22 protein-coding genes are annotated in these 18,808 nt (G+C 61.8%); 7 read left to right on the forward strand and 15 right to left on the reverse strand.

The window, feature by feature from the left end; genetic code table 11:
- Positions 1-42 precede the first annotated feature (42 nt).
- Positions 43-1,431, reverse strand: a complete 1,389-nt coding sequence (locus D9R08_RS03135) for a 1-acyl-sn-glycerol-3-phosphate acyltransferase (protein WP_121896515.1) — start codon at positions 1,429-1,431, stop codon at positions 43-45.
- A gap of 142 nt (positions 1,432-1,573) precedes the next feature.
- Here D9R08_RS03135 and D9R08_RS03140 point away from each other — a divergent pair, with 142 nt between their 5' ends.
- The 3 genes from D9R08_RS03140 (at position 1,574) to deoD (ending at position 4,686) form a co-directional block, all read left to right on the forward strand.
- Positions 1,574-3,538 (forward strand): protein meaA, encoded by a 1,965-nt coding sequence (locus D9R08_RS03140; protein ID WP_233557192.1) that lies wholly within the window; start codon positions 1,574-1,576, stop codon positions 3,536-3,538.
- A gap of 122 nt (positions 3,539-3,660) precedes the next feature.
- On the forward strand, positions 3,661-3,972 hold the full coding sequence (locus tag D9R08_RS03145; protein WP_121896517.1) for an H-NS histone family protein: 312 nt from the start codon (positions 3,661-3,663) through the stop codon (positions 3,970-3,972).
- Positions 3,973-3,981: 9 nt separating this feature from the next.
- Positions 3,982-4,686: a purine-nucleoside phosphorylase gene (deoD, locus tag D9R08_RS03150; protein WP_121896518.1), complete on the forward strand. Its 705-nt coding sequence runs from the start codon at positions 3,982-3,984 to the stop codon at positions 4,684-4,686.
- Between the two features lie 33 nt (positions 4,687-4,719).
- On the opposite strand, the gene D9R08_RS03155 is transcribed toward deoD, so the two are convergent.
- The 3 genes from D9R08_RS03155 to D9R08_RS03165 all read right to left on the reverse strand — a co-directional run bounded on the left by D9R08_RS03155 (position 4,720) and on the right by D9R08_RS03165 (position 8,961).
- Entirely contained in the window at positions 4,720-5,892 is a 1,173-nt protein-coding gene (locus D9R08_RS03155; RefSeq protein ID WP_121896519.1) for a type III PLP-dependent enzyme, read from the reverse strand.
- Positions 5,893-6,115: 223 nt separating this feature from the next.
- The gene (locus D9R08_RS03160; protein WP_121896520.1) at positions 6,116-6,952 is read right to left on the reverse strand and encodes an urea carboxylase-associated family protein; all 837 of its coding nucleotides are present in this window, start codon (positions 6,950-6,952) and stop codon (positions 6,116-6,118) included.
- 374 nt (positions 6,953-7,326) lie between these two features.
- Positions 7,327-8,961, reverse strand: a complete 1,635-nt coding sequence (locus D9R08_RS03165) for an FAD-binding dehydrogenase (protein WP_121896521.1) — start codon at positions 8,959-8,961, stop codon at positions 7,327-7,329.
- 178 nt (positions 8,962-9,139) lie between these two features.
- On the opposite strand from D9R08_RS03165, the gene D9R08_RS19500 reads away from it, so the two are divergent.
- Complete coding sequence (locus tag D9R08_RS19500; protein WP_267898145.1) at positions 9,140-9,274, forward strand: hypothetical protein; 135 nt, start codon at positions 9,140-9,142, stop codon at positions 9,272-9,274.
- Positions 9,275-9,561: 287 nt separating this feature from the next.
- Here D9R08_RS19500 and D9R08_RS03170 read toward each other — a convergent pair whose 3' ends face one another.
- The 7 genes from D9R08_RS03170 to sdhC form a co-directional block, all read right to left on the reverse strand.
- Positions 9,562-10,341, reverse strand: coding sequence for a succinate dehydrogenase iron-sulfur subunit (locus D9R08_RS03170; protein WP_121896522.1), 780 nt, complete (start codon positions 10,339-10,341; stop codon positions 9,562-9,564).
- Positions 10,342-10,424: 83 nt separating this feature from the next.
- On the reverse strand, positions 10,425-11,222 hold the full coding sequence (locus D9R08_RS03175) for a sulfotransferase domain-containing protein (protein ID WP_121896523.1): 798 nt from the start codon (positions 11,220-11,222) through the stop codon (positions 10,425-10,427).
- A gap of 12 nt (positions 11,223-11,234) precedes the next feature.
- Complete coding sequence (locus tag D9R08_RS03180; RefSeq protein ID WP_121896524.1) at positions 11,235-11,510, reverse strand: hypothetical protein; 276 nt, start codon at positions 11,508-11,510, stop codon at positions 11,235-11,237.
- On the reverse strand, positions 11,507-11,905 hold the full coding sequence (locus D9R08_RS03185) for a succinate dehydrogenase (RefSeq protein WP_233557193.1): 399 nt from the start codon (positions 11,903-11,905) through the stop codon (positions 11,507-11,509). The genes D9R08_RS03180 and D9R08_RS03185 overlap by 4 nt, the downstream gene beginning before the upstream one ends.
- 38 nt (positions 11,906-11,943) lie before the next feature.
- Positions 11,944-13,752 carry a succinate dehydrogenase flavoprotein subunit gene (gene sdhA / locus D9R08_RS03190; RefSeq protein ID WP_121896525.1) on the reverse strand — a complete coding sequence of 603 codons (1,809 nt, stop codon included), beginning with the start codon at positions 13,750-13,752 and terminating at the stop codon, positions 11,944-11,946.
- A 22-nt stretch (positions 13,753-13,774) separates the two neighbouring features.
- Positions 13,775-14,146, reverse strand: a complete 372-nt coding sequence (sdhD, locus tag D9R08_RS03195) for a succinate dehydrogenase, hydrophobic membrane anchor protein (protein WP_121896526.1) — start codon at positions 14,144-14,146, stop codon at positions 13,775-13,777.
- Between the two features lie 12 nt (positions 14,147-14,158).
- Positions 14,159-14,542 (reverse strand): succinate dehydrogenase, cytochrome b556 subunit, encoded by a 384-nt coding sequence (gene sdhC / locus D9R08_RS03200; protein WP_121896527.1) that lies wholly within the window; start codon positions 14,540-14,542, stop codon positions 14,159-14,161.
- A gap of 276 nt (positions 14,543-14,818) precedes the next feature.
- On the opposite strand from sdhC, the gene D9R08_RS03205 reads away from it, so the two are divergent.
- Positions 14,819-15,388: a hypothetical protein gene (locus D9R08_RS03205; RefSeq protein WP_147450606.1), complete on the forward strand. Its 570-nt coding sequence runs from the start codon at positions 14,819-14,821 to the stop codon at positions 15,386-15,388.
- A gap of 12 nt (positions 15,389-15,400) precedes the next feature.
- On the opposite strand, the gene D9R08_RS03210 is transcribed toward D9R08_RS03205, so the two are convergent.
- Genes D9R08_RS03210 through D9R08_RS03225 form a run of 4 tightly spaced genes read right to left on the reverse strand, consistent with a single transcriptional unit; the run spans position 15,401 to position 18,065 of the window.
- Positions 15,401-16,432 carry a MaoC family dehydratase gene (locus tag D9R08_RS03210; RefSeq protein ID WP_121896529.1) on the reverse strand — a complete coding sequence of 344 codons (1,032 nt, stop codon included), beginning with the start codon at positions 16,430-16,432 and terminating at the stop codon, positions 15,401-15,403.
- Positions 16,433-16,636, reverse strand: coding sequence for a DUF1737 domain-containing protein (locus D9R08_RS03215; RefSeq protein ID WP_121896530.1), 204 nt, complete (start codon positions 16,634-16,636; stop codon positions 16,433-16,435).
- On the reverse strand, positions 16,636-17,190 hold the full coding sequence (locus tag D9R08_RS03220) for an NnrU family protein (RefSeq protein ID WP_121896531.1): 555 nt from the start codon (positions 17,188-17,190) through the stop codon (positions 16,636-16,638). The genes D9R08_RS03215 and D9R08_RS03220 overlap by 1 nt, the downstream gene beginning before the upstream one ends.
- Complete coding sequence (locus tag D9R08_RS03225; protein ID WP_121896826.1) at positions 17,190-18,065, reverse strand: HpcH/HpaI aldolase/citrate lyase family protein; 876 nt, start codon at positions 18,063-18,065, stop codon at positions 17,190-17,192. The genes D9R08_RS03220 and D9R08_RS03225 overlap by 1 nt, the downstream gene beginning before the upstream one ends.
- A gap of 17 nt (positions 18,066-18,082) precedes the next feature.
- On the opposite strand from D9R08_RS03225, the gene D9R08_RS18855 reads away from it, so the two are divergent.
- The gene (locus D9R08_RS18855; RefSeq protein ID WP_147450607.1) at positions 18,083-18,271 is read left to right on the forward strand and encodes a hypothetical protein; all 189 of its coding nucleotides are present in this window, start codon (positions 18,083-18,085) and stop codon (positions 18,269-18,271) included.
- Positions 18,272-18,365: 94 nt separating this feature from the next.
- On the forward strand, positions 18,366-18,680 hold the full coding sequence (locus tag D9R08_RS03230) for a hypothetical protein (protein WP_325048855.1): 315 nt from the start codon (positions 18,366-18,368) through the stop codon (positions 18,678-18,680).
- Positions 18,681-18,808 lie beyond the last annotated feature (128 nt).

Raw genomic sequence — 18,808 nt, forward strand, 5'->3', positions numbered from 1 at the left:
ATTCCGGGCCAATCTGCGCCGGAAAGCCAGTACCGCCGACGCTCACCCCGCGGCATCCTCAAGGGTGGGCTCATCCAGCAAATGCGCCACCGATGCCGCATAATACGCGACCAGTGCGGCACCTTCCGGATTCAGCACAAAGCCCTCCGGACCATCGCTCAGCATACCGCGTTCGATCAGCGCACGCAGCCCGACCTCGACCGTGTAGTCCAGATCGTTTCTCGGGATATGCACCGCCGTGCCTCGGCTTTTGGCCTCTCTGACCTGGCGCGCGACCAGATCGCGAAGCTCGGCGCGGTTTCTGGCACCGTCCCGCAGGCCATGGGCAACCAGAGGCACCGGAACGACGGGCATGACCTGCCCGATCCGCGCCATCAGTTCGACGCCCAGAGCGGCGGGGCGGTCCTCGTGATCCAGCGCCATGAAATCGGTCAGGCTCAGGGGCGAACCAAAGCTGACGGCGGCGTAACCATAGCGATGGAACCGCCCCGTGATGCGGTGCCATGTCTGTCGCCAGACGTAACGCCAGATCGGTTTCAGACTGAACCGGAAGCGGCGGGTGCCGTTGGCATGCGCCTCGATCAGGGTGCGATCCTCCATGACCCGGTCGTAGTTCAGCGCCACGGGGACAAAAACCACGTCGCGGGAACTGCCGGGGACAAACCCGTCGAGGATGTAGGAGATCAGACCGAGCTTGGGTTTGCCCATAGCCCCGGTCTGGGACAGTCCCCCCTCCGGGAAAACGGCCTGGGTCACGCCCGCCTCTGTTGCCATTTGCACGTAGCGTGCCAGCACCTTTCGGTAGAGCGGATTGTTATGCCGCCGCCGGATGAAATAGCCCCCCATCGCGCGCACGAGTTGCCGAAGCGGCCAGACCCGGGCCCATTCGCCCACGGCATAGGCCAATGCGGATCGTTCCGCCGCCAGCCATGTGACCAGCACGTAATCCATGTTCGAGCGGTGATTCATGACGAAAATCACCGTGGCCTCGGGGTCGATTGCCTCCAGCGCGGCATCATTGCCCTGAGCCAGGCGGACACGGTAGAGTGACTGGCTGAGAAACTTGGCGGCACGGATCGCAAAGCCGAAATAAGCGAAAGCCGAAAAGCCCGGAACGATCTCGCGCGCATAACGTTCGGCGGTTTGGGCGGCGACATCCTCGCGGATGCCGTTTGTCTTGGCATGCTCGACAATCGCACGAGCGACTTCCGGGTCGTAGATCAGCCGCAGGACGGTATCGTTGCGGCGGGCGAGCTTGAAAGGCTGGATCGGCCGGGTGAGCCTTGTGTTCAACTGCTCCACCGCGCGCTCAAGGCGGCGGCGCAGGAACCAGCGCACCGATGGTACAAGCACATTGTTCAAGGCCGCGACCGCTGCGAAGGCCAGGATCAGGATCAGGGCCCAGACGGGCAGTTCTACGGTCGCCATCATTGCCGGGAAGCCTGACAGGAAAGCCGCCTGCGCACAATCATTCCGAATGCCGCGACGCAGCGAATTGACATCGACATAAAGTTATCAATATATGCCTTTGAGCGGAAGAAAATTACCGCATCTGATTCAGGAGGCCTGCCCCGTGACCGCCCAGAAAGACCGCCCCTGGCTTATCCGGACCTATGCCGGCCATTCTACCGCCCAAGCCTCGAACGCGCTTTACCGGGGAAATCTGGCCAAGGGGCAGACCGGTCTTTCGGTTGCCTTCGACCTGCCAACCCAGACGGGGTATGACAGCGACCATGAATTGGCCCGGGGCGAGGTCGGCAAGGTCGGTGTTCCAGTGGCGCATCTGGGTGACATGCGCACGCTCTTCGACCAGATCCCGCTGGAGCAGATGAACACGTCGATGACGATCAATGCGACCGCGCCCTGGCTTCTGGCGCTCTATATCGCCGTGGCAGAGGAGCAGGGCGCGGATATCTCCCTGTTGCAGGGCACTGTGCAGAACGATCTGATCAAGGAATATCTTTCCCGCGGAACCTATATCTGCCCGCCGAAGCCGAGCCTGAAGATGATCGCGGATGTGGCCGAGTATTGCTACACGCATGTCCCGAAATGGAACCCGATGAATGTGTGTTCCTATCATTTGCAGGAAGCCGGTGCCACGCCGGAGCAGGAATTGGCCTTTGCGTTGGCCACGGCGACGGCCGTACTTGACGCATTGAAGCCGCGGGTGCCGGCGGAGGATTTTCCCGCCCTTGTCGGGCGGATATCGTTTTTCGTGAATGCCGGTATCCGCTTTGTGACCGAGATGTGCAAAATGCGCGCCTTCGTGGATCTCTGGGATGAAATCTGCGCCGAGCGCTATGGCGTCGAAGACCCGAAGTATCGCCGGTTCCGCTATGGTGTGCAGGTCAACTCCCTTGGCCTGACGGAGCAGCAGCCGGAAAACAATGTCTACCGCATCCTGATCGAAATGCTGGCCGTCACGCTCAGCAAGAATGCCCGCGCCCGCGCCGTGCAGTTGCCCGCCTGGAACGAGGCATTGGGGCTGCCGCGTCCATGGGATCAGCAATGGTCGATGCGGATGCAGCAGATTATGGCGTTCGAAACCGATCTTCTGGAATATGGCGATCTGTTTGACGGCAATCCGGTGGTCGCGGCCAAGGTCGATGCGCTGAAAGACGGAGCGCGGGCGGAATTGGCCAATCTGGAATCGATGGGCGGGACGATCGCGGCAATCGATTACATGAAGGGCCGGCTTGTGGAATCCAATGCAGACCGCGTCAACGGGATCGAAAAAGGCGACACGGTTGTCGTCGGTGTGAACAGGTTTACCATGACGGAGCCATCGCCCCTGATGGATGCCGATGGCGGCATCATGGTGGTGGACGAGGCGGTGGAGGCCGAGCAGATTGCGCGGCTGAACGAATGGCGGAGCCTGCGCGATGCAGATGCCGTTGCATCGAGCCTCGAAGCCCTACGGCTCGCCGCAGAGAAAGGCGAGAACATCATGCCGCCATCGATTGCGGCAGCGAAGGCCGGGGTGACCACGGGCGAATGGGCGGGTGTCATGCGCGCGGTTCATGGCGAATACCGCGGGCCCACGGGCGTTTCGCGCAATCCCTCCAACAAGACGGACGGACTTGACGAGATACGGCAGGCAGTGGACGCCGCCAGCGACCGGCTTGGCCGGCGATTGAAGTTTCTGGTCGGAAAGCCCGGATTGGACGGGCATTCCAACGGGGCTGAGCAGATCGCGTTCCGCGCGCGGGATTGCGGAATGGATATCGCCTATGAGGGCATTCGCCTGACGCCGGAAGAAATCGTTTCAGCTGCAAAAACCGGAGAGGTCCATGTTATTGGCCTGTCGATTCTGTCCGGTAGCCACGTTCCTCTGATCCAGGAGGTCATGACAAGATTGCGGGCCGAAAACTTGGATCACATTCCGGTGGCCGTCGGGGGCATCATTCCGGAGGAAGACGCGGAGAAATTGAGGAGCTTCGGTGTGGCGAAAGTCTACACGCCAAAGGATTTCGAGCTTAATCGAATCATGATGGATATTGTTCACTTGGTCGACCCGAAGCCGGTCGCCGCCGAATAAACCCTAAAAACATGGTCTCATAGGTCGAAAACTGCCTAAAAGGACATGTCCATAAATAGTTCCTATTGCATGCATGGGTGTACAGGCTTAGCACCAATGCACCAAAAATAGGGACACCCGAAATGACGAAGAAATTGAGTAGCATGACGCGGCAGGAACTGCTGGACCTGCAAAAGGAAGTTGACGCTGCGCTGAAAGACTACGCGAAACGCAAAAAGAAGGAAGCTCTGGCTGCTGCGCAAAAGGCGGCACTTGAACACGGGTTTTCGCTGGACGAGGTTCTTGGCGGCAAATCCACCTCCGGCCCGAAATCGCCTCCCAAATATGCCAATCCGAAAGACCCGAGCCAGACATGGACCGGCCGTGGCCGCCAGCCCGGTTGGATCAAGGAGGCGCTTGCGTCCGGAAAATCTCTCGACGATATGGCGATCTGAGCCCAGAAGATGACCGTTCACATTGGGGCTAAGCCCGGAGAGATCGCCGAAACGGTTTTGATGCCGGGCGACCCGCTCCGGGCGAAATGGGCCGCCGAAAGGTTTCTGGAAAACCCCGTCTGCGTCAACGAAGTGCGCGGTATGCTGGGGTTTACCGGAACCTGGAAAGGCAATCGCGTTACGATTCATGGGTCAGGTATGGGGATGCCCAGCCTCTCGATCTATGCCAATGAGTTGATCCGCGACTTTGGTGCGCAAACCCTGATCCGCATCGGATCGGCGGGCGCGATGCAGGAAAGCGTGAAGATCCGGGATGTGGTGTTGGCAATGACGTCGTCCACGATGTCCACGCCATCGCGCGGGATATTCAGAGACCTGAGTTTTGCGCCATGTGCGGATTACGGTTTGTTGCAGGCAGCGTACAAGGCGGCACAATCCAAGGGCAGCGCGATCCATGTGGGCGGCATCTACTCGTCGGACGTGTTTTACGACGAACGTCCGGACCTGACCGAGCAGATGACCCGTCACGGTATTCTTGCGGTCGAAATGGAAGCGGCAGAGCTTTATACCCTCGCGGCACGATATGGCCGCCGGGCGCTGGCGGTTCTGACCATTTCCGATCATCTGATCACCGGCGAAGCACTGCCATCCGAAGACCGGCAATCCAGTTTTGCCGATATGGTGGAGATTGCGCTGGAAGCGGCCTTCACCTGAGCAAAGGGCCCCGGTTTCGGGGCCCTTGCCATCTCAGATCACGATCACGTCCAGAGGCGGAAAGCCGTTGAAGCCCACCGAGCTGTAGCTCGACGTATAGGCACCGCAATTGCGGATGACGATCCTGTCGCCGCTTTTGAGGCCGACAGGCAGGGCGACCGGGCGTTTCTCATAAAGCACGTCGGCGCTGTCGCAGGACGGGCCCGCAAGGATGCAGGGGCCAGTGTCTTCATGGTCGCGATCAGTGGTGAACTGATACCGGATCGCCTCGTCAATGGTTTCGGCCAGACCGGAAAACTTGCCGATATCGAGGAACACCCAACGGCAGAGGTCATCATCGGACTTCCGTGAAACCAGCAGCACCTCGGCGGCGATCACACCGGCCTCGGCCACCAGCCCGCGGCCGGGCTCGGCCATCACGCGGGGTGTGTCGCCGAAACGCGCGCGAACCATCTCCATCACCTTTGCGGCATAATCGGTCGGGTGGGCGATCTCATCGCCGTAGAAGGCGGGAAAGCCGCCGCCGATATTGACAAGGCTCAGGTCATGGCCCGCATCCAGCGCTTCGGCCCAGATGGCAGCTACCTGATCGAGCGTATCGGCCCACATCTCGGGCTTGCGGGTCTGGGAGCCGACATGGAAAGAGACGCCCACGGGCGCGAGGCCCAGATCGCGGGCCATGTTCATCAGACGCACGGCCTTGTCGCGGCTGGTGCCGAACTTGCGGGTCAACGGCCAGTCGGCGCCGGAGGCGTCCACGATCAGGCGGATGTAGACCTGCGCTCCGGGCGCATTTTCCGCAATCTTTTCAAGTTCTTCTTCTGCATCAGCGGCGAAGATGTCGATCCCGGCCTGATGCGCGAAGGCGATATCCGACGCGCGTTTGACCGTGTTGCCGAACGAGATATGCGCCGGGTCCGCACCAAGGGAGAGGCAGAGCTCGATTTCGCCCCGCGATGCAGCGTCGAAATGCGACCCGAGCGCCACCAGACGTTCGATGATCTGGCGTGCCGGGTTGGCCTTTACGGCATAATGGATGTCGGCGGAGGAGAGACCTGCGGCCAGCGCGTGATACTGAGCCTCGACCCGGTCGATATCGAGCACGAGGGTCGGTTTGTCGAAGCGGTTGGCGGCGACGAAGGCATCGAGGCGGGAGGAGGGTACGACGGCAGAAGCCGCCGAAAAATCGGCGTGGGTTACGTGCATTGGTCATCTCCATAAGACCCGGCCATTCCGGTGTCCCGGCGCAGACCGCTCACTTCAAAGGGAGACGTTACCGTCGCTACGTAACCGCGTGGGTGTTGAGCCCACCTCGACAGAGGCGCGTGCGTTGGCGTCTATGGGCGCCAAGTAGGACCGGGACGGATTCGATTCAAGGGAAATCTCGGGGTGGTTTTCGCAATCCGGGCCCGTGGTTTTTGAGACACAGTCAGCACCCATGGGTCTTGTCATATCCGTTGACCGGGGGAGACGTGTAACCGGGCGTCGCCGCGCTGTCGAACACCTCGACGAGCAGCGGGAAACAGGGTGCCGTATCGCTCGAATGGGTCGCGCCGCAATCGCCGCCGGGGCATGCGGAAAGGGCGCCGACAAGATCGACTTCTGCCATAAAATCAATGTGATCACCCGGCCGTACAGGGCTCGCTTTCATGAAGTACTGACCGGTGTCGCGGGTGAAGCCGGTGCACATGAAAACGTTCAGGACATCGTGGATATGCGGCTCGGCTTCGGCGAGAGGGAGACCGGTTTCCTCGGCCAGCGCACGGGTAAGATTGGAGTGGCAGCAATGGTGATAATGACCGCCCGACAGCAGGTTGTGGGTATATGGGTCGCACCGGGTTCCGATCACGTCGTGAACGCCGCCGCCATAGGCATCAAGCCCGTACCAGCCAAGAGTATCCTCGACGATGGTCGCCATCGGGCGAAGATAGGGCAGACTGGACCAGAGCCGATCCCCGGTCGTTACATGGGTGCCGTGAAGCGCACGGGTCTTGCCTGAGAAAAAGCGTTCGGTCAGATCGTCGGCATTCCAGAGATTGAGGTCGCCCACCTGAGGGCCCTCGATGCTGGTGATGCGGAAGGTCTGGCCTGCCTTGACATGGAAGCTGCGCGCATCGCGGGGAGGAACGGTCACCTCGTGCCGCTTCTGCAGCTTTTCGGTTGCCGCGCGCATCAGGGCTGCGTCCGGTTGTGGGAGCGTATCGGTTGGATAACAGATCACAGGAACGATGGCGCGGCGTTGGGCGGCGTCTGCGGGCTCGGACATGGGTAGCTCCGGGGTGAATGAGTTTATGCGCACGTGATGCAGAGGGTTTTACAGCTTCTGGGTCCAGTTCCGCAAACCGCCGCCGGCAGGCTTGCACCCCCAAGCGGAAATCGGCAAAACCGGCGCTTTCCTGGCTCACGAGGGTTCCTGCGAGAGGCCGGGCAATTTCGTCCCGCATCGCTACGTCCCGCAGGTCGGAGTCCGGACGGGGCGTTGCAAGGCCACGTACCCATTGCCAGATAATCCATGATTTCGGCCAGCAGTGAACCGCCCTTCGAACGAGCGCGTGATACTTCCAACCGGCGGCTCATTCCCGGAGGGCGGAGACCGATGACTTCGGGCAACTCTCTCTGCGCCATGCCTCATGACGCGGGTCAGACATACTCCCCGACAACCTTGCCGGAATAGATACACCCGCCCAGAAAAGTGCCTTCAAGCGCGTTATAGCCGTGGTAGCCGCCACCGCCGAAGCCCGCCACCTCGCCGGCCGCGAAGAGCCCGGAAAAGGGCGTTCCATCGGGGCGGAGAACCTGACCGCTGAGATCCGTATGCAGCCCGCCGAGCGATTTCCGCGTGAGAATGTTCAGACGGACGGCGATGAGGGGGCCGTTTTTCGGGTCGAGGATCGCGTGCGGTTTGGCGGTGCGGATCAGTTTGTCACCCAGATAGGCGCGGGCACCGCGAATGGCCGTGATCTGGGCATCCTTGGAGACCGCGTTGCCCAGTTGCGCATCTCGTGCGGCGATCTGGTCGTGGATATGGGCGAGCTTGAGCGGGACTTGCGGAGTGATCCTGTTCATCCCCTCGACCAGCGTCGCCAGATCGGGGGCGACGACAAAATCCTCACCATTCGCCTTGAATGCCTCAACCGCACGGGTCGCTCCCCTGCCAAGGCGTTCCTTCAGAACCGCCGACCATCTGCCGGAGGTCAGATCCGGGTTCTGCTCCGAGCCGGAAAGGGCGAATTCCTTTTCGATGATTTTCTGGGTCAGGATAAACCATGAATGCTCATGGCCGGTGGCCAGAATGCGTTTGAGCGTGGCTAGCGTATCGAAGCCGGGGAAGCAGGGCGCCATCATCCGGTCGCCGTTTGCATCGAACCACATCGAGGACGGGCCGGGCAGGATGCGGATGCCGTGATTGGGCCAGATCGGATTCCAGTTGGCAAGGCCCTCGCAGTAATGCCACATCCGATCCCTGTTGATGACCTGTGCGCCTGCCGCCTCGACCGTCTGCTGCATCTGTCCGTCCACATAGTCGGGAACGCCGGAAACCATTCTGATGGGCGGTGGCCCAAGACGCTCGCGCGGCCAGTAATCGCGGACGAGATCGTGATTGGCACCGATGCCGCCTGTCGTCACGATGACGGTATCGGCGGCATAGTGGAAGGGCACGGCGGCCCGGCGGGTGGTGGGCGCTCCGCGGGGCGCCGGATCGTCCACAAGAATGTCGCCCTCGACGCCTTTCAACAGGCCCCCTTCGAGCGTGAGGCCGGTGACCCGGTGGCGGAAATGCAGCTCGATTTTAGGGTGGGTTCGGACGCGTTCGGCATAGGGTTTCACCACACCGGTGCCGGTGCCCCATGTGACGTGAAACCGAGGGATGGAGTTGCCGTGACCGGGGGCGAGCGATCCGCCGCGTTCGGCCCACCCCACCACCGGAAACCAGCGCATGCCCAGATCATGCAGGTAATCGCGCATGGGGCCGGCCGCGAAATCCAGATAGGCATCGGCCCATCTGCGGGGGTTTTCATCCTCGGGCCGGTCGAAGCCCGCCGCCCCGAACCAGTCGGCCGCCGCCAGATCGCGGCTGTCGCTGAGGCCCATTCGCCGCTGTTCGGGAGTGTTCACCATGAACAGCCCCCCAAGAGACCACCATGCCTGCCCGCCAAGCGATTGCGGGCCTTCCTGATCCAGAATGGCGACCTTGCGGCCGCGTTCGGCCGCGTGAAAGGCGGCCACAAGGCCCGATAAACCCGCACCGATGACGATTGTATCGACCTTGATCATTGTTCCGTCTCCTCCTCCTTGGGAGTGTAAACCGGGTCATCTCCACTTGTCCCGCGCCGACGTTGCGTCGTGTTGCGCGGGCCGCATGGCAGCGTTGTGCAGATACCCGGTGCTCAAATCGCGATCCGCACGTATCTTTGATGCAAGGGAGGACAGAGCTGACCCAGAAGAGGTTGATATGTCCAAACGTGAGACTGAGCAGAAGAGCGACGAGGCCCTGAAATGTCTGGAAGACGCCTGGGCCTATTATACAGAGCCGCCATATCCTGCGGATAAGACCCCGGAATACTACGAATATGTGAAGGCGGCCTGACGAAAGGCGCGCTTGCCCGAGGGGCCTGATAAGGAGGATCGCCTTCATGCAGGAGGCGGTCCCTTTCCCCTTTGTCATCCGCCGTCGCCTGACCGGGGCGGATCCGGCATCTTTGCCCGTGCAGGTAGCCGCGGAGATGGTTGCCCCGGTCCTCACGGTGTTCGGCGCTGTGCGGGAGGTCCACACAGACCGCTGCGGGCCAACGCCCAAAGAAAGCGTCAGTTGCGCCGGGCCCCGGAGAATGACTGCCGCACATGACGGCGGCTCTGCGAGGTGTCGGCCCGGGATCAGTGCGCCCGTTCGACCATCATCTGCTTGATCGAGGCAATCGCCTTGGCCGGGTTCAGACCTTTCGGGCAGGTCTTGGTGCAGTTCATGATCGTGTGGCAGCGGTAGAGTTTGAACGGATCTTCCAGATCGTCCAACCGCTCGCCCGTGGCCTCATCGCGGCTGTCGATGATCCAGCGATAGGCATGCAGCAGCGCGGCGGGCCCCAGATAACGGTCGCCGTTCCACCAATAGGAGGGGCAGGAGGTGGAGCACGACGCGCACATCACGCATTCATAAAGCCCGTCAAGCTTCTTGCGGTCCTCGATCGACTGGCGCCACTCATGTTCCGGGCGCTGGGTCTTGGTCTCCAGCCAGGGCATCACTGCGGCGTGTTGGGCGTAGAAATGGGTGAGATCGGGGATCAGGTCCTTGACCACGGGCATGTGGGGCAGGGGGTAGATCTTCACGTCGCCCTTGATCTCGTCCATGCCGTAGATGCAGGCCAGGGTGTTGATCCCGTCGATGTTCATCGCGCATGAGCCGCAAATGCCCTCGCGGCAGGAGCGGCGGAAGGTCAGCGTGGGGTCGATCTCGTTCTTGATCTTGATCAGCGCGTCCAGAACCATGGGCCCGCAGCTGTCCATATCGACGAAATAGGTGTCGACACGCGGGTTCTCGCCATCATCGGGGTTCCAGCGATAGATGCTGAACTTCCGCACATTCGTGGCGCCCTCGGGCCTGGGCCAGGTTTTGCCCGTGCGGATGCGGGAGTTCTTGGGGAGCGTCAGTTCAACCATGGTTGTCTCCGGTTCCTTGTAAGAAGGATAATATGTCCTGCCAGGCGCGGTTGCCAGCGGTGGTAGCTGAAAGGGTGATGAGGTCAGGCATGATGCATCTCCGCCAGCCAGCGGGTCGGATGGGGTTCATAGCCAAGGCGGACCAGCGCCGCGCCATGGCGTTCTGCATATATCTCGGCCACACGCCGGGGCAGGGCCTGCCGCCATTGGTCAGGGCGCCCTGACATGATATGCGCATCGACCCGTTTGGCGCGTGGCGTGGCCCCAGCAAGCCCGCCGAACAGGCTGTGTTTCCAGAAGATCCGTCTGCCCAGGGCCGTTTCTTCCTCCGAAAACCCGAGAAAGCTGAGGGCTTCGACGAACCGTTGACAGCTGGTGTCACGGATCAGCTCTTCGTAGCGCATTTCGACCGCGTTGGAGCGCGTGTAATCCCATGCCAGCATCTGATCGAGCGTTTCGCGGTGCTTGTGCTCCATTTCGAACAGCAGCCGCTCCTCGTCATCCGGTAGGTCCTGCAGGTGTTCCTGATAACTGCGATTGTTCAGTTCCGGTCGTGCGCGATGCAGAAATTTTTCATCCCGGGTGACAGAGCGAAGATGGTACCGCATCCCCGAGACAAGCACATCGCGGGGGTCGCGGATCAGATGCAGGATCCGTGCATCGGGCCTGTCCATGACCGGCTTGGGCAGTTTCGAGGACCAGTTGTACAGTATGGCGCGGCCCGCGTCGCAATGCTTGCCCTCGTGCCAGTTGGTGAAGCCATAGATGAAGGCCAGCTTCAACCGTCGGGCGATGATCCGAAACACGCGGCGCATCCAGATCGTACCGGTCTTGTGATGGGTGCCGATGCAGATGAAGCGGGGCTCGATAAGCTCTGTCATGCCGGGCCGTGCTCAGAGGATCAGGGGCCGGGTCGGACCGGCGCCTGTAAGCTGACGGAAGCAACGGTCATAGACCAGTTGCGGGTCGCGCCCGGCCAGATAGTCGGACGTGATCCCGATCTCGAGCCGGGCGGTCGGCCCGCCCGATCCCACGCCGACGCCAATGCTGCCCGTGGGCCCCGCCGCGGCACGGGCGCGTTCGCTGCAGGTCTGATAGGCGCGTTCGGGCGACATCGGCCCGCAGGCCGCCAACAGAGCGAGGAGGGCGAGCACAAGGTGCGGTCTCATGCGAACGCCTCCAGGGAGACGAGCGCGTTGCGGCTGATACAAAGGACCGTATCGGGACGCTGCAGAATGCCGGAGACGGTGCGGCTGGTCTGCTCGGTCACGCCGGTGACGGCGGCCCCGGCCACGATGAGGATTTCCTGCGCCGAGGCGTTGTCGATCACGCAATCGGTCACCGGTGTGGCATCTATGCCGGGAAACCGCTCCGCGACGACGTCATTCACGACGCCCCGGGCCTGATCGCGGGCGATGATGTCGGCAGTGCCCTGCGCGATGTTGCAGGCGGCAAGCGTGGTGAGCGTCATCGCGAACCCCACATGGCGGAGAGCCGTGGACAGGCGCACCGGGGCGGCATCCGCTCCGGATGCCGGCGGCGCCTGCTCATCTCTGTCTCCCATGTGCCTGGTCCGGAGTGGCATCAGTTCTGTGTCTCTCCTCAATACACGCGCGCCTTGGGCGCGATTTTCTTCATGTCTATCCCGCCTTCGTTATGGCCGAGAAGCGGATTGAGATGGACCGGGCGATAATCAAGGGTCGTCTTGTTGCCATCGACCACGGCAAGGCTGTGCTTGCGCCAGTTCTCGTCATCCCGGTCGGGATAATCCTCGTGCGCGTGGGCGCCACGGCTTTCCTTTCGCGCCTCGGCGGCAACGATCGTGGCCAGCGCGTTGGGCATCAGGTTGGTCAGCTCCAGCGTTTCCATCAGGTCGGAGTTCCAGATCAGGCTCCGGTCGGTGACATGCAGATCGTCGATCTTGGCCGCGATGGCCTCCATCTTGTTCACACCCTCGGCCAGCGTCTTGTCGGTGCGGAACACTGCGGCATCGGACTGCATGGCCTGCTGCATCTCCAGCCTCAGTTCGGCGGTGGGCGTACCCCCGTCGGCATGGCGGATATCGTCGAAACGGGCGATTGCCTTGTCGAGCGAAGCCTGGTTCAGCGCCGGGTTCGATGCGTCCGGGTCCACCACCTCGCCCGCCTTGATCGCGGCCGCACGGCCGAAGACCACGAGGTCGATCAGGCTGTTGGAGCCAAGCCGGTTCGCCCCATGCACCGAGGCGCAGCCCGCTTCGCCCACGGCCATCAGGCCCGGCACGATCGCATCGGGGTTTTTCTTGGTCGGGTTCAACACCTCGCCCCAGTAATTGGTCGGGATGCCGCCCATGTTGTAATGCACCGTCGGCAGAACCGGGATCGGCTCTTTCGTCAGATCCACACCCGCGAAGATACGGGCGCTTTCGGAGATACCCGGCAGGCGCAGATCCAGTGTCTCCGGCGGCAGGTGGTTAAGGTGCAGGTGGATATGATCCTTGTTCTCGCCCACGCCGCGCCCCTCGCGGATCTCCATGGTCATGCAGCGGCTGACCACGTCGCGGCTGGCAAGGTCCTTGTAGGTCGGCGCGTAGCGTTCCATGAACCGCTCGCCCTCGGAATTGGTGAGGTATCCGCCCTCGCCGCGCGCGCCTTCGGTGATCAGGCAGCCTGCGCCGTAGATGCCGGTCGGGTGGAACTGCACGAACTCCATGTCCTGAAGCGGCAGACCCTGCCGCGCCACCATGCCGCCGCCGTCGCCGGTGCAGGTATGGGCCGATGTGGCCGAGAAATAGGCCCGCCCATAGCCGCCGGTGGCCAGCACCGTGGTCTTGGCGTTGAAGACATGCATCGTGCCGTCTTCCAGCTTCCAGGCGACGACACCCTGGCACTGGCCATCTTCGGACATGATCAGGTCGGTCGCGAAATACTCGATATAGAATTCCGCGTTGTGCTTGAGGCTCTGACCGTAAAGCGTGTGCAGGATGGCGTGACCGGTCCGGTCGGCGGCGGCGCAGGTGCGTTGCACCGGCGGGCCCTCGCCGAACTCCGTCGTGTGGCCACCGAAGGGACGCTGATAGATCTTGCCCTCTTCCGTGCGGGAAAACGGCACACCGTAATGCTCCAGCTCGTAGACCGCCTTGGGCGCCTCGCGGGCGAGGTATTCCATCGCGTCGGTGTCGCCCAGCCAGTCGGACCCTTTCACCGTGTCATACATGTGCCACTGCCAATGGTCCGGGCCCATATTGCCAAGCGATGCCGCGATGCCGCCCTGCGCCGCAACAGTGTGAGAGCGGGTCGGGAACACTTTGGAAATGCAGGCTGTCTTCAGGCCCTGCTCTGCCATGCCGAGGGTGGCCCTGAGGCCGGAGCCGCCAGCGCCCACGACGACAACGTCGTAGGTGTGATGGGTGATGTCGTAGGAAGCCGTCATGTCTGAAATTGCTCCTGTCTGCTCAGAGCGCGATTTTTGCGATGGCGAAAAGGCCCGTTGCGGCAAGGCCATAGCTGATGAGGGTCATGGCGATGATGGCCAACCTGCCTGCCGGACCATGCAGATAATCCTCGATCAGCGTGGTGACGCCCAGTCGGAAATGATGAAAGCCCACGATCAGCATCAAGGCGGTGACGATGGCGGTGAACGGGCGCGAGAGCCCCGCAATGACCTCCGCATGAGGTTCGCCAAGCAACGGGCCGACCGAGAACAGGAAGATCGGCGTCAGGATCAGAAGGGCGATCGAGGTGACCGTCATCGAATAGAAATGCTGGGTGCCGCTTCTGGCGGAGCCGAGCCCCTCGACGCGCTTGCGGTCGGTCAGAAATGCCATGTCCGTTGCCCCCTAGATTGCGATGATGGTGAGAAAGGTGAACGCGACCGACCCGATGATCATGCCCCAGCCCATCTTGTCGGCAGTGTCCACCTCAAGACCGTAGCCTTGATCCCAGATCAGGTGGCGAAGACCGCCAAGCGCATGATACCAGAGCGCCCAGACCGATCCGAGCATCACCAGATCGCCCAGGATTGAGGTGATCAGACCGTCGACTGTGGTGAAGTAGCTTTCGCCGGTCGCCGCGGCCAGAAGCCACCACACGATGAGCAGCGCCCCCACCAGCAAAGCGTTGCCGCTGATCCGCACCAGAATCGAGGTGATCGAATTGAGTTGCGGCCGATAAATCGTCAGGTGCGGGGACAGAGGCCTGTTGCCCCGGTTCACGTCTGCCATGGCGGACACCCTTTCAGGTTGAGCTTGGACTGTTTTCGTCACGACAATGCATAGCGGGTTTTTTGCCGCTGTCACGTGGCGCGACGTTGAAAATGCGCCCAATTCTGGGTCCTAACGCCGCAGCGCCCCTTGTTGTGATCACAGTATTGCGGACTGTGATCACAAAAAATATCTCCCAAAAGTGTCCAACGCCGCTCTCGTTTTTGCCTCAGAACTGCCTTATTGGGTCCCTAGCCACGTCGATGATTTAGTGTGACAGGTTGTGAGGAATAGATGGTGCGACATAAACTGGCTTTTACAGTCGACAGGGACCGGGCCCAGTTGCTGGCCTGGATGGTGGAATGCCCGGATCCGAATCTATGGCACGAGATCGTCGTCGGCCTGGATCTGACCACCGGGCTCGGACTGGACTCGGCGCTTTGGATCGTTCAGCAGCCCGAATGTGACATGGCCACCGCCGCCGCCGCCTTGGTCCGGCTTGAGGCCTGGGAATACATCATCGTGCCGACCGAAAAGAAGCGTTATGCCGACGCGCGTATCTTCGAGATTGCGAGGGCTGTCTGCACACGGTCGCAGGCGGAAGGATATCAGCGCAATCGTATCGGCTGGGATTACAGCCGCCTGCACCATTCCCCCAAGGTCATCTTGCACCATATCTATGCCTTCTGCGAACAGAAGGGGCTGGCGCATGACCAGACCTACCTGCCTATTCCGGTCAGCTTGCTTTCGGGCGATTTCGACAAGTCGCTCCCGCTGCAGGAGTATATCGCCGATGAATCGGGCCTGACCCATGTGTCGGCGCTTGACCCGGTGACGCAGAAGGGGATGGGGTACACGCTCCACTGAGCGTCCCGGTTCCTATTCCGGGACCAGGGCCCAGTAATCCAGATCCAGCAGGATGTCTGGCGGATACCTGCCATCCTCTCCTTTCAAGGTGCCTGCGGCGCCACCCTTCGTCGCGACCAGTCGCAGGCGAAGCGCGCCGACGCCGGGCGCTGCGGTTTCGGCCTTGTCCAGAACTTCGGACCATGCCCGGACCGTATCGCCCGCGAAGGCCGGGTTTGCATGGGCTCCCGCGTTGATGCCGGCGATGATCTGGGCGTTGGCAAGGCCGTTGAAGCTGAGCGCGCGGGCAAGGCTGATGATATGGCCGCCATAGATCAGGCGCTTGCCATCTTCCCGCGCAGTCGCATCGAAATGCACCTTGGCCGTGTTCTGCCAGAGCCGCGTGGCCATCATGTGTTCGGCCTCGCTGAGCGTGACGCCGTCCACATGATCAATCACTTCGCCTACCTGATAGTCCGACCAGCGATGCGGCTCTCCTGCGAGATCGAAATCATAATGGGAGAAATCCAGCCCTTCGGGGATGAACAACGTGTCAGGCGGGACAACCGGGCTTGGTTCCGGCACATGGGTTTCGGGCGCCGGCGCGTCGGCGTCGCGTTTGCGCACCATCACCCAACGGATATAGTCCAGAACGACCGTTCCGTGCTGGTTCACGCCCTCGGTCCGAACGTAGACGACGCCGGATTTGCCGTTTGAGTTCTGTTTCAGGCCGATGATCTCCGATCTGCCGCGCAGCGTATCGCCAGGCCAGACCGGCACGTGAAACCGCCCCTCCGCATATCCCAGATTCGCAATCGCGTTCAGGGAGATGTCGGGCACGCTTTTGCCAAAGACCGTGTGAAACGTGATCAGATCGTCCAGCGGGCTGGCATGAAGACCCGAGGCGCGGGCAAACTCGTCGGATGAATGAAGCGCATGCCGCGCGGGATAAAGGGCGTGATAAAGCGCCCTTTCGGCTCCTTGAAGCGTGCGCGGCGTGGCATGATCTATGACTTGGCCAAGTCTGTAATCCTCGAAGAAATTGCCGGAACCGGTTTTGGGCATTCAGAGATCTCCGAGTTTCAGAGCGGAGGTGTAGGTGCCGTCGACCTCCTTGGTTACGGCCTGCCCGCAGCGCATGACGCCGCGGGCTGCATCGAAGGCATATGTCGGCGGGCCATGCAGAACCCAGCCTTTGCTCAAGGCTTCGCTCACCTTGTGGCAGAAGGCCGATGTGTCGTCTTCGGTGAGGAAGCGATAGATCTGCATCAGGCCGGGAACGGATAGTAGCCAAGCCAGGTGTGGATGAATGCCACCACGACAAAGGCCGCCAGCCCCGCGACAAAGGCGAGGCCGTCGTTTTTGAGCGATGCGTTGGCCGGGCGTTCCCATGTGGGTTCGGCCTTGTTGATCATGATCACGGTGCCCACGGCCCAACCCAGCAGACCGCCGAACAACAGGATCGAGGCGAGATCGCCGTTCACCAGCAAATGCGAGATGGCCCAGGTCTTGGTCGCCGTCAGTTGCTTGTGGCGAATGCGGGCCGAGATCGTCCCCTGGATGACGCTCAGTGCGAAGAGCCAGAATGCGATGACCATCAACAGGTTCGCCACATGGATCAGGAAGAACGGGGGGAACCAGACATTCACATACGCGGCGCTGCGGTACCCGATCACCATCAGGACGATACCGGCAAGGATGCCAAGCGCGACCAGACCTTTGCCGGGATCGCCCATGGCCGCGCGCCGGGCTGGCATCAGCCGTTTGAACCAGTGTGATCCCATGAACAGCGCGAGGCCGAGGATGAGGAGGATGTAACCCATTATGCTTGCTCCAACTTGCTGATGGCCGCCGCCTTGGCCAAGGTGGCCCTAGCGCTCTCCACATGCAAGTTCTCCACGATACGGCCATCCAAGACGGCCACGCCCTGCCCCGCGGCCGTGGCCGCATCGAAGGCTTCGATCTGGCGGCTCGCGAGGTCGATTTCCTTGGCCGACGGGGCGAAAGCCGCATTCGCGGTGGCCACCTGCGCGGGGTGGATCAGGGTTTTGCCGTCGAATCCCATATCGCGGCCTTGCCTGCATTCGCGGCCCAGCCCGTCTTCGTCCTTGAAGGCGTTGTAGACCCCGTCAACGCATACAAGGCCATGGGCGCGGGCGGCCAGCAGGCAAAGCTGAAGCGCGGTCAGAAGCGGTTCGCGGTCAGCGTGCTGCCGGGTGCCCAGATCCTTGGCCAGATCGTTGGTGCCCATCACGAAGCCCGCCATGCGCGGCGCGGCGGCGATCTGGGCGGCGTTCATGATGCCGAGCGGCGTTTCCATCATCGCCCAGATCGTGGTCTGCGCCGTTTCCGCCCGGGCGTCGAGTCGGGTGGCGAGAGCCTCGATATCGGCGGCGGAATTGACTTTGGGAAGCAGGATCGCCTGCGGTGAGATCGTGGCGATCGTGTCGAGATCCTGCGCGCCCCAATCGGTATCGAATCCGTTGATCCGAACGATCTGCGCCCGCGGATCATATCCTCCCGCGGCCAGCGTCTCGGCCAGCAAGGCCCGAGCGGTGGCTTTCTCGTCGATGGCGACCGCGTCTTCAAGGTCGAAGATGATGGCATCGACCGGCAGGGAACGGGCCTTGTCCATCGCGCGCGGCTTGGAGCCGGGGATGTAAAGAACCGAGCGGTAGGGGCGCGCGCGATGATCCATGGGAAGCCTTTCGATCCGTGTCGGACTGGCAAGAATCATGCCTGCAGCGCGAACGCAAGTTCGGTTATGCCGCAGAGTGGCGAAATTATGTTGCGCCGGAAGCCGGTTCAATTCCGGCTCATCTGCCGCTTTTCCCGGGAGTTAACGGAATTTTTGTCATCTTTTCCGATACAGGATCTCTGGAGCCCGACCCTTCGGGCGAATGACCAGACAGCAAAAGGGGGGAGCCAGGCGGTCGCGCGCTCAACCTCTTGCGGACTGCTTTTCTCCGGGCCCCCTCCGCAGAAGAAAGGCAGGACCATGACCGGAATGAACAGGATTATGGGGGCCGTGCTGACGCTCGCCTCTCTGACGTTTCCCGCCGGTGCGCAATCGAATGGACAGCTGATCTGCGGTCAGCGCGATGCGATCATCGGGACATTGAGCAGCCGGTACGGCGAAACCGCGCGGTCCATCGGCATGGGTCCGGGCAACCGTATCGTCGAGGTCTATGCCTCTGACGAGACGGGGACATGGACAATCACGGTGACAAGCGCGGACGGGATGACCTGCCTGATGGCCTCCGGCGCGTCCTATGAGACATTGGTGCAGCCCGCGCCCGGGGAACCGCTCTGAACAGAGGTGTGCCCCGCGGCGTTTTCCGAGACTGCCCGCAGTCAGAATCGCGTGTGGAAAGCGGGCCGGGGAACAGGAATTCGTCGGTCCCGGCGGCCAGTTTGGCGGAATCCGCACGGCGCTTTTCG

This window comes from Rhodophyticola porphyridii (assembly GCF_003688285.1).
In the GTDB taxonomy this organism is placed as follows: domain Bacteria; phylum Pseudomonadota; class Alphaproteobacteria; order Rhodobacterales; family Rhodobacteraceae; genus Rhodophyticola; species Rhodophyticola porphyridii.

Bases quoted from the DNA above. Each gene is read 5' to 3' on its own strand.
- D9R08_RS03135 (WP_121896515.1), bottom strand. From the start codon at position 1,431: ATGATGGCGACCGTAGAACTGCCCGTCTGGGCCCTGATCCTGATCCTG.
- D9R08_RS03145 (WP_121896517.1), top strand. From the start codon at position 3,661: ATGACGAAGAAATTGAGTAGCATGACGCGGCAGGAACTGCTGGACCTG.
- deoD (WP_121896518.1), top strand. From the start codon at position 3,982: ATGACCGTTCACATTGGGGCTAAGCCCGGAGAGATCGCCGAAACGGTT.
- D9R08_RS03155 (WP_121896519.1), bottom strand. From the start codon at position 5,892: ATGCACGTAACCCACGCCGATTTTTCGGCGGCTTCTGCCGTCGTACCC.
- D9R08_RS03160 (WP_121896520.1), bottom strand. From the start codon at position 6,952: ATGTCCGAGCCCGCAGACGCCGCCCAACGCCGCGCCATCGTTCCTGTG.
- D9R08_RS03165 (WP_121896521.1), bottom strand. From the start codon at position 8,961: ATGATCAAGGTCGATACAATCGTCATCGGTGCGGGTTTATCGGGCCTT.
- D9R08_RS19500 (WP_267898145.1), top strand. From the start codon at position 9,140: ATGTCCAAACGTGAGACTGAGCAGAAGAGCGACGAGGCCCTGAAATGT.
- D9R08_RS03170 (WP_121896522.1), bottom strand. From the start codon at position 10,341: ATGGTTGAACTGACGCTCCCCAAGAACTCCCGCATCCGCACGGGCAAA.
- D9R08_RS03175 (WP_121896523.1), bottom strand. From the start codon at position 11,222: ATGACAGAGCTTATCGAGCCCCGCTTCATCTGCATCGGCACCCATCAC.
- D9R08_RS03180 (WP_121896524.1), bottom strand. From the start codon at position 11,510: ATGAGACCGCACCTTGTGCTCGCCCTCCTCGCTCTGTTGGCGGCCTGC.
- D9R08_RS03185 (WP_233557193.1), bottom strand. From the start codon at position 11,905: ATGGGAGACAGAGATGAGCAGGCGCCGCCGGCATCCGGAGCGGATGCC.
- sdhA (WP_121896525.1), bottom strand. From the start codon at position 13,752: ATGACGGCTTCCTACGACATCACCCATCACACCTACGACGTTGTCGTC.
- sdhD (WP_121896526.1), bottom strand. From the start codon at position 14,146: ATGGCATTTCTGACCGACCGCAAGCGCGTCGAGGGGCTCGGCTCCGCC.
- sdhC (WP_121896527.1), bottom strand. From the start codon at position 14,542: ATGGCAGACGTGAACCGGGGCAACAGGCCTCTGTCCCCGCACCTGACG.
- D9R08_RS03210 (WP_121896529.1), bottom strand. From the start codon at position 16,432: ATGCCCAAAACCGGTTCCGGCAATTTCTTCGAGGATTACAGACTTGGC.
- D9R08_RS03215 (WP_121896530.1), bottom strand. From the start codon at position 16,636: ATGCAGATCTATCGCTTCCTCACCGAAGACGACACATCGGCCTTCTGC.
- D9R08_RS03220 (WP_121896531.1), bottom strand. From the start codon at position 17,190: ATGGGTTACATCCTCCTCATCCTCGGCCTCGCGCTGTTCATGGGATCA.
- D9R08_RS03225 (WP_121896826.1), bottom strand. From the start codon at position 18,065: ATGGATCATCGCGCGCGCCCCTACCGCTCGGTTCTTTACATCCCCGGC.
- D9R08_RS03230 (WP_325048855.1), top strand. From the start codon at position 18,366: ATGACCGGAATGAACAGGATTATGGGGGCCGTGCTGACGCTCGCCTCT.